Below are 16,624 nucleotides of genomic sequence, written 5' to 3'. Positions count from 1 at the left end.
CCTCTCTTAATTAGGTATAATCCGACCTGCACCAATCAAATGGGCTTGCCAATAACTGTCTGTCAAATCGTCATAGCCAATTGGATCGCCAGCGTTATACATCCGATTATTTCCCACATAGATCCCCACATGAGTGACATACTCGCCAGCATTATAAGTCGAATGAAAAAAGACCAAATCCCCAGCTTTTGCTTCAGATAAATGAAGATGGGTGGTTGCGTCATATTGGGCTTGGGCTGTGCGCGGGAGTTGAATGCCAGCTTTGGCGTAACACCATTGCACCAAGCCAGAACAATCGAAACTAGTACTTGGGGAAGAGCCGCCAAAGACATAAGGGAAGCCTTCATATTTTAATGCTTCATCCATAATGGTTTGTACCGTCTCATTGTCAAAGTGGGCAGGGGTCAAATATTGCTTAACCAATAAGACGTAGAATTGATTGCCGTAAGCAAAGCGCCAACCGCCATTAATGGGAATGGCGATTGGATTGGTATAAGTCACCTTCTTACCACCAGCTTTTTCCTTTGAAAAACTTTCTGCCAGTTCATAAGTGTATTTTTTGCCATGCGCTGCCACGTAAGGTAAGAAGCCACCACCGTAGTTATAGCTTTGAATCACTGAATCGGAATCACAGCCAAGTTTCTCAGCAGTAGCTAATAGCTCACTAAAATACTTACAGCCTTGTTTAATGGATTCCTCAGTGCTTAGGCTATTTGGCGGCAATCCCAACGATTCTGAACTTTGCATCACATCCACCGCCGTACCGCCCGATTCCACTTGCATGATGGCTAAAATAGTAGTCACGTATTCCTCAATTTCGTATTCTTTACAATATTTTTCAACCAATGCTTTGTGCTTTAATACTTCGGGAGAAACATTCAAGCCGCCATTTACTGCTGTTTGGTTGGCTGTGCGATCTTCGGAATCTGCTGTAATTACTACAAAGAACAATAACAAGCTAAAGAACAGCGAGCAGACGACACCCATGATAGCCATATAACGTACTTTCATAGCTTCGACCTCGGTTTCTTCTTTTGTCTTTTCTTCGTTTTATTTGCCGAATGTTTCGTTGTTACTGTTTGTTGCTTTTGTGAAGAGACACGTTGTGAGTTCTTTGTTTGGCTAGTAGTTTTGGGTACTGAGGTTGATCTTGGCACTTTTGGCTCGGATGATGGAATCATATTCTTTGTTACTGTTGCAGGTCTAGTTACTTGTGGTTCTGGTAATGCTAATCGTTTATCGGATTCCGATAAAGTGACCGTTTTCTTAGGTGGTACAGAGTTAACAACGGGTCTAAGGTTTTCAGCAACTTTTGGCGAGTTGTTTGGAACATTGTCCTGTTTTGGTACTGATGATTGGGAAGGGAGCGCTGGTTTAGCTTTTATTGGTCGCTTGTGTGCTGGATTTATTGGTTGTTCTTTTGGTTTCGTGTTAGCTGGAGTTGTTGGATGCAGTCTTGTTTGTTTGGTTTTTTCCATTTCCAACCGCCGTTGGGCAATCGTCATTTGACGCTGGTGGTGTTGTTGTTCACGCTTGGTTTGCTTTTGAGTTCTAGTATCATTTAGGGTTGATGAAAAATCAGCTGCGTTACGCACTAACTCACGCTGTCCTTTATACAAAGCATATTTTGCATTAGTCGGTGCGTCCTTAATTGTATCTTTTAGTTCTGTGGCTTTGTTTAATGCTCGATTTTTAGTATCTAGTACATTGCCGACTGCTGCTCCTGCTTTTGCCCCAAGGTTGTTCGGTTGATTATCGGAATGAGTCGGTTGAGTCGTTGGATTCCGTCTACTTTGATTTCCGCGCTCATGGGTGGCTGACTTGCTTTTTGGTTGGACGCCGTTGCTCGCAGCTTTCGTTGTTGTTTGGTGGGTAGTTCCACGCATGACCTGTCGCATTGTGCGTTGAAGTCGGCGGCTTTGGCGAGTCATAAACATACGCGGACGTCTTAATAATTGTCGCCCCATACTTTGAGACTCATTACTTTGTAGGGCGAATAAATTCATAATATCGCCTAGCTTAAAATAAATTCCGGCAAAGGTAACAACTTGTAAAAACATGGTCATAAAGAAAGGCGCGGAGCCAGCCAATGAATAAAGCATAGAAGAAATACTGAAGGCTACGGTAATCACTAAGGTTAAGCCAGCACGAGTCATGATCACGTTAAATAATTTTGTAATCGCACGTTTGCCCATTCCATCAAAACTAGGGATCATACTTAATAGAAAACTAATCGGTAAGAACATGGCAAAAATGATAAAGAGTACTTGAGAAAAGATCATCATTCCGGTTAATAAGAAAACAAAGATAGAGATACCGATATTAAACACAAATAAAAAGAAAACTATACCTAAACGATTAATGACTTTGGCAAGCGATAGATTGGCATTGTCTTGGTTTTCAATCTCATCAATGACTACCATTTCACGGTCTTTCCCATTGTTTGTATCAGGACTGACTGCTAACAGCTTTTCTTCTCTGGCTTCATCCACATCCGTTGAATCATACTGTAAAAGCAACCACGGTTGTTTCACTTGGATCGCAAACAAACTATCTCGAATCATGTCCACACTGTCTTTTCCTTGACTATTGCTATTGGGTAATACAATTTTGGTACCAACATCAAGGCTGGCGGTACTGATGTCCTTAGAAAAATCATTGATCTTTTCAATATAGCTAGGCGCATAAGCAATAAAGGAAGACGACAAAAGGAAGACCACCAAGAAATTCATAATGGCTTGAATGGCTTTGGTGGTTTCTCGTTTGATTAAGCCGGTATACGTAACATAGATTCCTAGAATTAAAATAAAGATCAACAGGAAACCAACATAAAAGCCAGAGCTGGAAAAGCCATTTTGAGTGATCCCAGCAAGGGTTTGCATGTTCTTTCCGATAGAATCAGCGGTATCACTGATAAAATCCAAGTTGTAGGCTTCTTGAATTAAATAGCCAGTAGCATTGGACAAGTATAGTGAAATTGTCCAAATAAAATTAGTGATAGCATATAAGCCGTACATAACACTTTTTCCCAAGCCATCTGACCAATTCCATGGTAGCCAGCCCCAACTATTGTCTACATAAAAGTCAAGCTGGTAGTTAGCCAGCCCATATTTGGAATACTCATTGGCAGTGTTGATCGTATCATCCACTAACCCAGCCGCATGTACTACTGTTCCAAGACTGGCAAGGAGAACAAGAATGACACATATACCGACCAGTGAAAGAGCCGCGTAACGCCCCACTTTTTTATAGAGTGGTAGCTGTTTACTAGTTGCTTTCTTTTGAATCTTCTTTTGCCTTTTGATCTGTTTAGTCTGTAGTCTTTGTTGTTTCTTTTCTTCATGACGCTTCATTATTCCACCTCTTTTCGGATCGGCGGACGCGTATCAAAGGCGTGTAAGAGTTCTTCAAAAATCGGATGGAACTGAATCACACCAACTCGACCGTAAATATCAGACATCAAGCATTGTCCGTTCTCTAAGTCGCGCAATCGTTTTTGATTGGTTTCATCCTCGGCATCCACCCCGAAAAATTCCAATGTTTTCTTGATTTCCACCAAATCAGTTGAGCGAAAGGCAAACTTCAACCCAATATTATTTTTCATTTTTTCGTCTAGTAAGTCTCCGGCATTTTGGGTAACAAAATAGACCCCCGCATTCATGGCACGTCCAGCACGGACTAGCTTCATAGAAAGGGTCTTTCCTTGGGCAACTTGTAAGAAGCTCCACGCTTCGTCAAGGTCAACGATTTTAAAAATAGAACGGTCAGAGTGAATAAAATCAAGGGCAAAGGTACTGATCACAATTAACATGGCAACACTCAACAATTCCATAGTCGTGTATTCTTCAAAACTAGTGTTTGCGTCAGGTAAGACTAAATCCGCCACTTGAATGATGTTTAATTGTTTTTCCAAACTAATCGATTGTTTCACGGAACCATCACTAAAGAGTAAATGGGCAAAGTCATAATCCACAAAGCTTTCGATATGATCAGCGATATTCTGATTAATCGGTGTGTTTTCTTCACGTAATTTATCAATCACTAGTAATAATCCACGTTGTTTGCTTTGCGTTACTGCCCGAATCGCTTTTCGTAAAACAGGGAACTTCTCACTGTCACGACTAGAGATACCAGTTAGGAAGGTGAGTATATCAATCGCCAAGCTTTCGGCATCTTTCTTGCGTTTTAAAATGACATAGGGATCAAGCAACCCTTTATTTTTCTCTTCGCTTGTTAAATTAACGATATTAATTTCATGGGCAATTTCCGGTAAAGTGTCTTTCCAATTACCACGTTCGGCTTTCGGATCAACGATCACGGCTTGACCACCGAAGAGCACAGCGTAGTAAACCAGCATATTATTAGAAAATGATTTTCCGCCACCAAGGGAACCAAGGAAAGCCGCCGCAAGGGCATTCGTCACAGAACCTTTCACACCTTGACTGGCAAGGTTTGGTTTTAGATACACATTTCGCCCAGTATCGAGATTATAGCCGACATAAATCCCTTCATTTTCCCCAAGCATTTGTGTTGCTCCAAAACCAAGTCCAGCCAAAAAATCCGAAGTGACATACTGAATATAATCATTGATATAGCGTTTAGAAGCAGGGATAAATTCCCCATGTAAGCCCAACATATCGCCAAACGGGCGAACCAATTTAATACTCAAGTCATCGTAAAAGTCTTTGACTTCATCACAACGGCGTTTCAATTCATCCAAGTCTTTCGCCGTCACACGTACCACATAACTCAACTTGTACATGGCTTCTTTGCTTTGATCTAGATTTGCTTCTAGTTCATTAACTGACTCCAAGGCATCTACTACATTGGTGCTGGTTTCATTGTCACTTTCCCATGCATGACTATCTAAGTCCTTAAGTTCCTTTTTCTTATTGCGAACCGTCGATAAAGCCTTTTTATTTGCCACAATTTCTACATTCATGCTGGTATCAATCGGAAAGGTAAATTGTTGTTGCTGATAATAAAAGATTTCACTACTTGGAAAATCCAACTCACCGACAATTGAGTTGATGGTAAAGTAAGCGGCATAAGTGGTACTGTCCTCATGTTCTAGCTTTAAGTAACGTTGTTTTTCTTCGATGAGACAGCGTGTTGGTTTCAATAGATCGTATTTCTTTACGAGCACTTCTTTATCCCGATACCGCTTAGGCAAATGATAATCATACTCTTCAAAGGGCGTACCTTGATTGCCGTAAAGATGTTCGATGAGATAGCCAAAATCGTTTTTATCTAAGGCACGTGCTTTAAAGCGACGAGAAATTTTACTCGCTAAAAGTTTTTCCATTTTCGCAAAGCGGTCAATCTCTGCTTTAGGCATTGAAACAAAATCGCCCATTAATTTGTGATTAACACCATTTAAGAAGTCTAGAAAAGCAGTTTTGATACTAGACTGTACATTTTTTAGGGAAAGTTCTTGTTCCGTTAAAAGCAGCTTAAAGCCAATAAAAAAGCGATAGTTTACTTGATTGTCGCCAATCATAGAAACTAACGCTTCGGTTTGTTCGTCTAGTTTATTGTAGGCGACTTCTTTTAATCGTCCAGTGATCTCTTCTTTTGATCGTTCTTGTGTGGCTCGGATACTGGCTTCTGTCGCTAGTTGTAAAGCATGGATTTTACCATCGCGATTCTGAGCGATTAACTGACGAAAGTTATCATGTACTTGGTATTTCTCATCAGGACTTAAAAAGCTGTAATTATAAGGAATCAGCTCATAGTAAGCAAAACATTCGCCATCATGATTGAACACTAAATTGTCTTCAATATATTTAATTGGATACGCCATAATACATTTCACTCCTAACGATCGTAATGGCTTCATTGAGTTTCTGATTTTGTAGTTTAACTGTTTTTCCAGCATAGGTGACCTTGACACGAAGCCAATAACTGAGGATTGATTTTAAGAAACCATAAGGCTTTTTTCCATCAAAGGTTTTTTGGCTCATAAACCATGTCAGTGCTGCTGGTAATCCTACGTATTTTAGTAATGCCCCGTCAATGAAAGACAGAGGTGGTATATTACTAAAGAGGATCACCGCCAGTAATGACACCACAAACCACGTCATTTGAGTAAAGGTAATGGGGAAGGGGAGTTGTAAATCATTAATGGCATAGAGAACTTTTTCTACTGACCAAATACTGGTATAACTTCTGATTTTTTTCAAAATATCACATCCTTTCTACTTCAGTGCATAGAAAAAGAGCAGCCCTTCTTAGAGGAATGCTCTTAATAGTAGTTACTTGTCAATTTGTTAATTGCTTAAAAAGTATGTTTCTTAGCAAATCATCAAGCAAGCAACAAGTATATAGTAATATCCAATTCAATCTACTATATTCTGAGTAATCAAAAGAATAGTGCTTCATATATTTTTGAGCAAATTCTTCTGCTTTATTGTTGAAACCTTTGAAATCTCCGTGTCCAATTTTATTTCTCATTTGTCTTAGGGTTTTTGCGACATTTGTTGATTCATTGCCATATTTTTTATTTAAATAAGGGACTAAAAGATTATCAACTTCACTAGTTCTTTGATATGGCTCTAATAAAGTTAATTCTAATAGAGAATATGTTTTAAAAAAGTGATTTTGATTATAATCGTTATCTTTATATATACTGTTTAGAATATAGTCAAATTTATAGTAATCAGATTCTGAATTTATATAATTATCTATTTTTTTACCAGTACTTACCAATTTAGCAATAGATTCAGATTGAGTTTTAAGATGGTTAAAACCTGTATTTATTTTAAAGCCTAGTTTAAAGAGGATGATTGATTGATGGAGATGGTCATTATTACTTGAATAGACAGTATCTATATGAATTTCATTTGGAAAATCATGGTGAATAAAATTAATAAAATTAATAACTTTTTCTGCATAATCTTCTTCACAAAATCTTCCGTCGAAACAATTTGATGACCAATCAAAAAAGGGCATGTCACTATATTCATAATCAAAATATAGATGAATCATGTTATCTACCAAACATTGGATACAATTTTCAATCGAATCTATATTATTTTTAGTATAGCCTTTTATATTTTCCTTAACAATTTTTTGAAAATAGGATAAGGAGTAATCAGATTTATGAGTCTTACCATATCTTTTTTCATCTTCTAGTATATTGAACTTTTGTTGTCGGACTTCTTTTAGTACATCTTCAATGATTTCTTCTTTCCAATCATCCGGGATATTTGAAATATAAATTTTCAGCTTGTCAGAAATCAAAGTTTTAGGAATTTTTCCATATACGTTAATTATTACCAACCTAACACCTCCTATAACAGCAGCTACAGTTATTATAACGTATAAGGATATAAATTAGGAAATGTATTCAAATATCCCATGAGAAGTAACAAGATAATTCCCTTCAAGTTCCATGTCTCTACCCAAAGCTTGATAGTCAATGTAATTTTGTAGATTTGCTGGTACTTCTCCAAGTATCCCTGTTTCTTCAATGTAATAGGCCGCCACATCTTCCATAGAATCGCAATCGGTATAACAAATGATATCGTCTTTATGTTCCAGCAGTTCTTCCAAGGAATTGAACCACATACCTTGTATTTCACTTAATTCATCATATATCGGTGTGCCCTCTATTTCTTCGATCATTTCACATAGCCGGTTAATTTCACTGATTGGTGTATACTCGCTAATCTCAAAGGGGAGTTCATAATCATGAATGGCGTACTCTTCATATTCTTCATTTAAGCCGATTCGTTCTGCCATGTCTTCATAATCAATCGGTGGGGTGAACCAATCACCAACTAGTTCGCCTTCGTTATACTTGCCTAAATTAGCGATATAAACTTGCCTTTCCATTTTCGTACCTCCTTATGCTCCAATGATTCGATTGAACAAGTTAAGTAATACGTCTTTCACGCCACCCGCATTAAAGACCAAACCGACCGCAATCAACGCGATAATCACAAAGCCAATGAGCTTAGAGAACTCACGTTTAAATCCTAAATACAAGCCAATCACTACGATTGCTAGTAACACAAGTGATTGAGCATTGCTTAAAAACCAGTTATATAAATTTTGTCCAAAGTTCATTTATTATTCCTCACTTTCATTAAAAAAGCGACTTCTGTTATTAGAAGTCGCTGGTATATTCTGCTATTTAAGTGGTGATTCCTTTCCTAAATACCTTTCTCGGTTTTTCAAATACTGGTTTACACGCCTTAACAGTTGTGGGGACGTTAGCTTTTTGCCATATACAGTAACCTTGTTTGAACCATGAGGGTAAAAGGTTTGTTTGTAAAAATCATAGCGATAGAGTGGTTCATTCTCTTTACGACTTCCTTCAATGATCAACATTGTATATGCTCCGGTATTCTGGCTATAGACAATCATTTCTATCCCACAAAGAAAGCCGAGAGCGGCAAGTTCTTCCGTTAAACGGCTACTCATAGAATCACATCTTCACGGGTTAAATACTGTTGTTCGATCAGTTTTTCATGCTTTTCGGTTAGCTTAGCTTCATGGATCAACTCAGATAAAATGGCTGTTTGATTTAATTGGTCGATTGTGCCGATCATTTTCAGCGTTGGGGCGACTTGATGACGCAACCAGTTTAGCGTACGCTCAAACGTATAAGGTTCTGGTTCAGTCGTTAAACGCAGGGCACCGCGATCTTTGCCGATAAAAAATGCCCATTGTTGGTTCATTGACCAAGCACTACGCCGCTTATTTTCGTCTCTATCGACAAAACGAATATAGCGATTGATAATTTCAAAGGCAGTTTTTTCGACATCTTGACGGGTCAATAAATCAATGACCGCATGACTTGCTCGTTCATTTTTCAAGCGAATCTCAAAACGATTCTTAACCTCTGCCTTTTCTAAGGGAATATTATTCTTGGCGTATTGCTCATAGTCCTTTTCATAAATGCAGAAGTAGACTTCTGATTTTAATGAGCCTACATAAAGCGTATTGCCCATGTCCGTCTTTTCGTCACGGTGGACTAACTCACCGCTACGATAGTATTTAAAACTGCGAAAAAGTGAGATACATTCTTCGCTTTGACACTTTTGGGCTAGTGCTGGAATATTTAACAGTCCCGTCTTATCATTAATCGCAAGGTCTAAGCGTTTAAAAACACCTTGGGCATTCAAACAGTCTTTAAAGAAATCAAACCAGCTTCGGTGTTGTGCCAATAGAAAATTTTCATATTGGCGACAGCCTTTGCCTTTGAGTTCTAGTAATACCCCTTTAGTTGGATCATGCGAAGCCATCACTGTAATGTCGCCAAAACGGTACTGTTCAGTATAAGAGTAGTAGGCAAAATCTTCATGAAGCATATAATCCATGTTCAGGTGAAGAATCGCTTCTAACACTTGTGCCACATCAACCGTTGGAAAACGAATCCGTACATAGTCAAAGAGTAGTTCCAGTGGGGCATCCGGATTCAATCGCTCCAATGTATCAGACAGGGAAGCTTTTACTTGTTCCGTAGGAACTACTTTGCCATTTTCAATTGCAGAAAGGTAAGGACGCGTAATGCCAGCTGCTAGTGCTAGTTTGTTTTGTGAAAGTCCATAATCCAGTCGCTTGTCTTTTAGTTCTTTTCCCCATCCATGGGTATTTGTCATGCACATTCCTCCAATCAAAAAAGCAGATGTAAACTATTAATGGCTAGTTGACATCTGCTTCATTCGGTTAAAACGCCTGTTGTACAAGAGTTTTCAGTATAAAATTGTTGGTTTTTAGTTGTTTTTGTGCCCCCCTGTTAGATATCGGGGGCTAAAAGATTGGCGTGGCTGGCGCCACACCAATCGATGCTAGTCTGAACCTGTGGCTTGCACTTCGTCCGCCACTGGCTCAGCCTGCATTTTGGTGGCTAATTGACCGATTGCTCCCAGAAAATCATGGTCTTTAGGAACAAGTGGGGTATAAAACTCGCTAATTACACTCGTGCCTACATCTACATAGCCGCGCCCTTTAATTGGTTTTAAAAAGAATTGCTTTTGGGTGTCCGATCCAAACATCATGCTATAGCCTAACTCTGACATACGTCCAAGCGCTACTCGAAAATTAAATTGATCGCGAATGCCATCCGCTAAATATTTTGCGTCTGGACGTTGACACGCTAAAATAAGGAAGAAGCCTGCTTGCCGACCTAGCATCACGATTTGTTTTAACTTACTCATGACTTCAAGGCTTTCTCGACCGAGCATACCCATAAAAGCAACATACTCATCAAAAATGAGAAAATTTGCTGGCAGATCAAGAGCAGCATAGTTTTGACCAGTCTGGTAATTCGGGTGCTGTTTCATTTCTTCACTACGAGCCATCATCTCTCCATAAAAGTGATTGATACAAGCTAACATATCGTCTTTTCGATAATAAACATTGGACATAACTGTTGCTAGATCAGCTAAGTCGGCATTTTTGGGGTCAAGTACAAACAACTTAGTATTGGTATGAAGCAAAGCTTCAATAATCGTCAGAATAAAATAAGACTTCCCACTACCAGTACCTCCAGCAATTAACATATGTGGCAGGGAATCGTATGTCCAATAAACGGATTCCATCAACTTTAATCGCCCATCTTTGGTTGTTACTTCATCAATGCTAATTCGGTTGCCAATGGTATCGTAGAGTAGGGTGTACTCCACATAAGTCTCTTTTAAGACCTTATCAACTAGCTCACAGTACAGACCTGTTTCCAGTTTGTCTTCTAAGCGCAATAGTTGGTCTTGATATTTTCCCATGGTGATTTCCACATTGATATGAATTAAGCCGTCTTTGAGCGTGTAATACATCTTGGGAAAGTGGGTGATTCGCTCTTTGCTTTTAGAGTTGGGAAGGTCTTTAAAGAGCCCTTCATGTTGAACTTGTTCAGCTTCATACCAGCCATTTTGTAGGATCATACGAGCTAACTTTTGGCGGTGTTGCAGCTGTTTAATAGCATCAATCCGGTAGCGATAGAATAAACCACCAATAAGTAGGCATACAAAAAGGGCAGTTAGGAGACTGCCCAAAAAGTAGGATGTTTGAAGTTGAGAGACAACTGTTGTCAAGGTGACAGTTTCCCAATTTGTCTGCAAGATAGCACGTAAATGAAAAGGAAGTAATACGAGCAGGACAACCATCACAAAAGCACCAAGAATAGTATTATAAAGCAAGTTTTTATTGCTGGCTCGAATACGTTTACCTTTGTATTTAAAGATAAAAATACCTCCTTTCCGCGATAATACCAATGATGATTATCCATCACAGCCTGCATAGCGAATCGTTAACATCATGTCCTCATCTTCAACATTAAATTTAAATACAACTGCTTGATTAGCAAGGGTCTTTTCAGCGTCAACTGTTGGATAAATGAATAGCTGACTTCCTTCCTCGACTGCTTCTTTCCATTTTTCACTGATTTCTTCATAGATATCGTCCGCATAAAAGCGAAATTCAGGTTTCACCAAACGTTCGATATCGTTCTCAAATTCATCTCTTCCCAGAATCGAGGTCACTAAATAAATTTTAATCATAACTGTTTTTCTCCTTTATGCTTCTTCTTGATAACCAAGATAGATGATCACCAATTCTTCTAATGATTCTGTACCGATAGCAAAAGTAAAGCTTATTGATATTTGTGTTTTACTATATGCTTCACTCATAACCAAACTGACAATTTCTCCCCGTTTCTCAACACTATGTTCAATTAATTCCATGATCAAATGTTCGGGATTGAGTGTGACTTCGGAGGATAGGGTTTTCTCAATATCTTTGAAAAAATCATCTAACCCGATAATTGCTCCCATAGCGAGTTGATTGCCTTCAAGCCTCATAAACAAGTCTCCTTTCTTATGAATTATTTAGTAGGTTGCTTCTCAGCTGGTTTATTTTTTTGTTTTAAAAAGATATCCTCCGCTTTAATGTACCAATCGACATCTGCGCTGATATAAGTAGCAGTAGCAACGGTATCGGCAACAGGATTGATCAATTCTACTTCGGCGTTATACTCAAAATTCTTTTCGCCAGCGGAAGCGGGGATACTGACTTGAATCATACGCCCTTGATTTTTCGACTTTAAATCATAGGTGCGTTCTTTGACTTGTTCGGTCACGTTGCCTTCTTCATCTATAATTTTCACCTCACGTCGTAAGGCGGAAAACTTCAATGTGCCAAAGGTTTTTTCTTTTTCAATAACAATTCCTTCTGCTAATCTCATAATGATTCACTTGTCCTTTCTAGGCTTTTACCATATTGTCAGCGGTTAAAATGTAATTGGTGAAACCACGGTTATTGATTTTGTAGCCTTCGGCAGTAATCTTAGGGTTAACTAAGCGTACTTTTTCTTCAGACTCAAAGAATTTTTCACCAGCTTCGGCAGGTAAAACAACGACAATATCATCCGCTCGTTGGATCGTAGAGTATAGGTTGTAACTACGTGAGAGAATGGTAGGTTTGCCGTTGATTCGACGCTGTTCCACTTTATCTTCACCAGCGTATTCTAAGATTCCAAAGGTTTTTTCTATATTGGGGATCACATATTTTAATTCCATTGTCTTTTTCCTCGTTTCTTTCTTTAATCATAGAGTCATTCTCAAACATGCTTTGTCAGTGGGTGAACGAATAGGGGGCATTAGCATTCTCCTTTCCATAAAAAAAGTGATCCTTCCATATAAGAAAAGATCACGATAGCAGGGATAGAATGGGGAAAGTAAATAGGCATCTAATTAGTTGTTTTGCCTTTTTTCTTGCGAGCGTAGAATAATCCTAATGCACTTGTGACAGCTACAAATCCTACAACTAATAAGTTTTTGTTCATAGTTGTACCAGTGTTTGGGAAACGATCAGTTCTTTTAGGCGTTTCAAGTTTTTGATTTGTCATCTCACATTTCACCACCTTTCCATCTTCTTTGATTTCAAATTTCAGAGGAGTTTCATCCAAGCGATAACCGTCTGGCGCTTCAAATTCTTGGAAGTAATAGGTGCCAATAGGGAGCTGTTCAAATGTAAATACACCTTTCTCATTGGTACGCCCCTCAACAACGACTTCTTTTTTGTCATTTAAGATCCGGATACCAGTATTTGGTAATATCTCTCCTGTGGAAACATCTTTTTTGGTTAATTCAGCTGTTCCTTTTTTCAAGTAATTGGTAAGTTCAAAGAGAATGGGTTCTTCGATTTCCTCTGATGGTGCAGGTGATTCACCTAATAATTGATTGTCTTTGTCATAGGCTTTGATCCCATCTTTCGTTGATTCAATACGAATTTCATCTTTAGACAAAATAAACTTGTCAGAAGAGGGCGCTTTTTCTTTTAAATAGAATGTGCCTACAGGGATAGTCTCAAATACACCTAAGCCATCTTTATCAATTGCGACTTCCTGCATAACTTCACCGTCTTTGGTTTCAAGGGTGAAGCTGGAACCAGTCCCTAGCGTGTCGTAGGTAAAGGTCAGTCCATGTTCTTTATCAAAATTGGCTTGTTCATTGACTTTCTTCATAGTGAACTCATTAAAATGCAGTTTGTTTAAAATTGGGTGACAAGTGATTCGTTCTAAAGTCTCATTACCATAAGCAACTGTATCGTTATAAATGTGAATTGGGTAGGTAGTGTGATTATTTTCCGCTGCAAATTCAATGTCATATTCCGTCTCATCCAGTACATGATTTGTTCCAGCGTCCAACTCTTTCAAATAATATTTTCCTTCCGGTAATTTCACATCGAAAGCTGCAACGCCATCTTTTACCGTTTGATAGCGGACTAGGGAATCTGCTGGTACTTGTAACTTATCTGACAACTGTTGTTCCTCTCGGGTGAAGAGTCCGAAAACTTGCCCATCACCTTTAATAGCTTCAAATTCGGGCTGATTCTCCTTCCAATCTGCGATTGATTCCTCGTCTTTAAATAGTTGAATATCTAAAGATTGGAAATCGTTGGTAGCTGTAAGAGAAGTAGACGTAAGTTCTACTAATTGGCCAGCATACTTTAATTCAAAAGGAATAGGGGTTGAGTCGACAATGAAGCCATTCGGCGCGGATACTTCCACCGCTTGATAGTTGCCAAGATATAATTCTGGTGATTGCCATGTGCCTTGTTCATCTGTGGTTAAGGTCACCACCGTTTCGCCTTTTTTCACATGAGTGGTACCGTCATTGGTTGTAATGTCCTCAATAGCTTCAATGCGATAAGTCACACCAGCAATTGGCGTGTGATCATATTGAAATTCGTAGACTTGTCCATAGTCTGATTCTTTTACTTCCACACTGATCGGCATTTGTCCTGTTTTGGTAAAATCTACAATGCCTTTTTGAGAATAATCCTTGAAGTGGATTTCTATTAAGCCGTTTTGGTGGGAACCATCAACTGTAAACTTCATTGGTCCTTTTGCTAAAACATAGCCTTCTGGTGCTTGGACTTCAATCAATTCATAGTCACCATAAGACAGGGCTTCTGGAAGTAGCAGGTACCCTTCATCATTCGTAAAGAAGGTGTCGGTTTTACCTTCTTCGTTGAATTTGTTCATAGATACTAATTTCCCTGTTTGTAGGTTTTTAATCTGAAATCCAGCGTCAGCACGAGGTATCACTTTTTCAGTTTCAGCGTCTACTTTCACCACTTTTAGTTTTTCTTCAATGACCTTATTTTCAATTGCATAGTGATGTGTTTCATTTTGTTCATGGATCGTCACCTTGAAATCAACGGTTGCTTTGTAGCCTTCGGGTGTTTTGGTTTCTTTAACGGTATATGTGTCATAAGGTAACTCACCAAATTTCAAGTAGCCTTCCTTATCAGTCAAGCCCTTCTGCACTAATTTCCCTGTTGTATCACTGTAGACACTAAATTCAACATTTTCCAGCGGTTTCATTTCTTTGTCACTAAAGGGGTTGGTCAACCAGCCATAGTTCCCAAATTTGACTAGATCAAAGCTACCAGTAATGACTGTTTCTTTGACCGTTGTCGATTGGACAGCCGTTTCAACGGTTTGTCCGGCATATGTTAATTGGAAGGGGTGTTTTTCTGTATCTTTTAAATAGCCTTCGGGTGCTTGCGTTTCAATCCAATAGTAATCATCAAGATTAATGCCAGAAACAACTGCCGTTCCATCTTTTATCGTTACTTCTTTGATTAATTGATCGTCAGCAGTCCGGCGTAGTTCGTACACGGCGCCATCTAACGTTGCCGCACCTTGTGCTTTGGTACCTGTTTTAGCATCTTCCTTAATTAAGGTCACATTTCCTTTTTGTTCATTTTCCACTTGGGAAATAGAGGTGGTGGTGATTTCAACGGTTTGTCCTGCATATGTTAACTCAAAAGAAATTTTCTCTTTGTTTAGCTGGTAACCAGCAGGTGCTTTTGTTTCAAGGGCATAATAGTTACCCAGCTTTAAGGGGAGAGAGGTCGCCTTACCGTTTGAATCGGTGGTCATGGTAGAAACCTTGGTGCCGTCCGTTTTGTAGATAGCATAGATCGCACCACCTAAAGAGTAGTAGTCGTTTGGCATTGTGGTACCAAAGTCTTTACCAGACTTTTCAAGCTGTACTTGCCCTAATTGTTCTTTATTGCCAAGTGTTACCGTAATGGTTTCATTGGGTTTAATAGTGACTTTTTTAATTTCACCTTTATTCACATACCCATTGGGAGCAGTTACTTCACTAACGGTGACTGTTGTTCCTTCGGGAATGTCTTTAACCGTAGCTACTCCGTTTGAATCAGTCACTACTTCTTTTGATGTACCATTATATTCAAATTTCAATTTTGCATTCGCTAAAGGGTTGCCAGTTTCTTCATCAATCTTAGTCGCTTGAAGAGTACCTAGCTTAATCACATTCACTTTCACACTGGCTTGTTTGGCACTGTCTAAGTGAAACTCCACCATGGATTGTTCGTTTGGCTTACGGTAGACAATGGACGTACCAATTTTATTTTGCGGAACTTTGAGATAGGTAATACTACCATTGTTAGAATCTTTACTTGGAGTGATCACTAAACTATTAGCGTTTTGTTTTAAGGTTGCATTGGTGTTGTTTGATTCTAAGCTCATATCCGCTAACACATTATTTGAATCGGTTAACGTAACAGAATCCCCGACTTTGACGGTGACTGTTTGACCATTCCAAGAGGGGAGAGTATCGTGTCGATTAACAAGCGCCATGATTTCAGTTTTGCGTTGGTCATAGTTGGGAATCGTCGTACTTTGGCGTTTGTCACCTAATTCTTCCCAAATCATGGCTTGTGTTACGGCATAGTCGTAATGACTCTGACTAGTTATTGTATACCCGTAATAAGCAATTTTTGACAGTTTATCTTTCTTTGAGTTGATATAGGTTTCCGGTGTATAGCCTTCGCCGCCATTTGCTACAATGCCAGATTCAATACAGAAGACTTTTTTGCCATCCATTTTTAGTACGTAGATATTATGAGTCATTGAATAGCCTGTGTTAGGACTGATTCCCGTATAATAATAATTAGTCGGCTCGTCTAGACTTAATGAACTGGCAAAAGTAGGGATTGGAGAAGTAAAAAGGGTGCTGATAAAAGTCACGCAGACCATCAGCACCCTTAAGGTTCTATTTAGAATGTTCGTTTTTAGTTTCATATCGTTTCCTTTCATTTGATTTAAATAGAAGGAAGACCCTTATGTGAAAGTATCCTCCTT

The 16,624-nt window shown here is 38.9% G+C and carries 15 protein-coding genes; all 15 read right to left on the bottom strand.

Translation table 11 applies throughout. The features are described 5' to 3' along the window. Window positions 1–6: 6 nt before the first annotated feature. Window positions 7–1,011 (bottom strand): bifunctional lytic transglycosylase/C40 family peptidase, encoded by a 1,005-nt coding sequence (locus FFR60_RS05765; RefSeq protein WP_137663421.1) that lies wholly within the window; start codon window positions 1,009–1,011, stop codon window positions 7–9. Then, entirely contained in the window at window positions 1,008–3,353 is a 2,346-nt protein-coding gene (locus tag FFR60_RS22910) for a CD3337/EF1877 family mobilome membrane protein (RefSeq protein WP_371852909.1), read from the bottom strand. The genes FFR60_RS05765 and FFR60_RS22910 overlap by 4 nt, the downstream gene beginning before the upstream one ends. Further along, window positions 3,353–5,803 carry a conjugal transfer ATPase TcpF gene (gene tcpF, locus FFR60_RS05750; protein ID WP_137663419.1) on the bottom strand — a complete coding sequence of 817 codons (2,451 nt, stop codon included), beginning with the start codon at window positions 5,801–5,803 and terminating at the stop codon, window positions 3,353–3,355. Before tcpF ends, FFR60_RS22910 begins: the two co-directional genes overlap by 1 nt. Then, window positions 5,787–6,182, bottom strand: coding sequence for a conjugal transfer protein (locus tag FFR60_RS05745; RefSeq protein ID WP_137663418.1), 396 nt, complete (start codon window positions 6,180–6,182; stop codon window positions 5,787–5,789). Before FFR60_RS05745 ends, tcpF begins: the two co-directional genes overlap by 17 nt. Window positions 6,183–6,261: 79 nt before the next feature. Beyond that, window positions 6,262–7,281, bottom strand: coding sequence for a hypothetical protein (locus FFR60_RS05740; RefSeq protein WP_137663417.1), 1,020 nt, complete (start codon window positions 7,279–7,281; stop codon window positions 6,262–6,264). 54 nt (window positions 7,282–7,335) lie between these two features. After that, the gene (locus FFR60_RS05735) at window positions 7,336–7,836 is read right to left on the bottom strand and encodes an antirestriction protein ArdA (RefSeq protein WP_137663416.1); all 501 of its coding nucleotides are present in this window, start codon (window positions 7,834–7,836) and stop codon (window positions 7,336–7,338) included. A 12-nt stretch (window positions 7,837–7,848) separates the two neighbouring features. Next, on the bottom strand, window positions 7,849–8,070 hold the full coding sequence (locus tag FFR60_RS05730) for a hypothetical protein (RefSeq protein WP_137663415.1): 222 nt from the start codon (window positions 8,068–8,070) through the stop codon (window positions 7,849–7,851). 63 nt (window positions 8,071–8,133) lie between these two features. Next, entirely contained in the window at window positions 8,134–8,427 is a 294-nt protein-coding gene (locus FFR60_RS05725) for a hypothetical protein (protein ID WP_137663414.1), read from the bottom strand. Beyond that, window positions 8,424–9,608 carry a MobT family relaxase gene (gene mobT, locus FFR60_RS05720; RefSeq protein ID WP_137663413.1) on the bottom strand — a complete coding sequence of 395 codons (1,185 nt, stop codon included), beginning with the start codon at window positions 9,606–9,608 and terminating at the stop codon, window positions 8,424–8,426. Before mobT ends, FFR60_RS05725 begins: the two co-directional genes overlap by 4 nt. A gap of 189 nt (window positions 9,609–9,797) precedes the next feature. Further along, the gene (locus FFR60_RS05715; RefSeq protein ID WP_443093128.1) at window positions 9,798–11,195 is read right to left on the bottom strand and encodes an FtsK/SpoIIIE domain-containing protein; all 1,398 of its coding nucleotides are present in this window, start codon (window positions 11,193–11,195) and stop codon (window positions 9,798–9,800) included. A gap of 30 nt (window positions 11,196–11,225) precedes the next feature. Beyond that, window positions 11,226–11,504, bottom strand: coding sequence for a hypothetical protein (locus FFR60_RS05710; RefSeq protein WP_137663412.1), 279 nt, complete (start codon window positions 11,502–11,504; stop codon window positions 11,226–11,228). 15 nt (window positions 11,505–11,519) lie between these two features. Next, a complete protein-coding gene (locus tag FFR60_RS05705) occupies window positions 11,520–11,804 on the bottom strand; it encodes a hypothetical protein (protein ID WP_137663411.1) in 285 nt (94 codons plus the stop codon). 23 nt (window positions 11,805–11,827) lie between these two features. Continuing rightward, window positions 11,828–12,187 (bottom strand): YdcP family protein, encoded by a 360-nt coding sequence (locus tag FFR60_RS05700; protein WP_137663410.1) that lies wholly within the window; start codon window positions 12,185–12,187, stop codon window positions 11,828–11,830. A gap of 19 nt (window positions 12,188–12,206) precedes the next feature. After that, on the bottom strand, window positions 12,207–12,521 hold the full coding sequence (locus tag FFR60_RS05695; RefSeq protein ID WP_137663409.1) for a YdcP family protein: 315 nt from the start codon (window positions 12,519–12,521) through the stop codon (window positions 12,207–12,209). 170 nt (window positions 12,522–12,691) lie between these two features. Next, on the bottom strand, window positions 12,692–16,564 hold the full coding sequence (locus FFR60_RS05690; protein WP_137663408.1) for a SpaA isopeptide-forming pilin-related protein: 3,873 nt from the start codon (window positions 16,562–16,564) through the stop codon (window positions 12,692–12,694). Window positions 16,565–16,624 lie beyond the last annotated feature (60 nt).

The sequence above is a fragment of the Enterococcus hulanensis genome, from assembly GCF_005405485.1.
In the GTDB taxonomy this organism is placed as follows: Bacteria; Bacillota; Bacilli; order Lactobacillales; family Enterococcaceae; genus Enterococcus_A; species Enterococcus_A hulanensis.
This window is presented reverse-complemented; position numbering and strand designations above follow the sequence as displayed.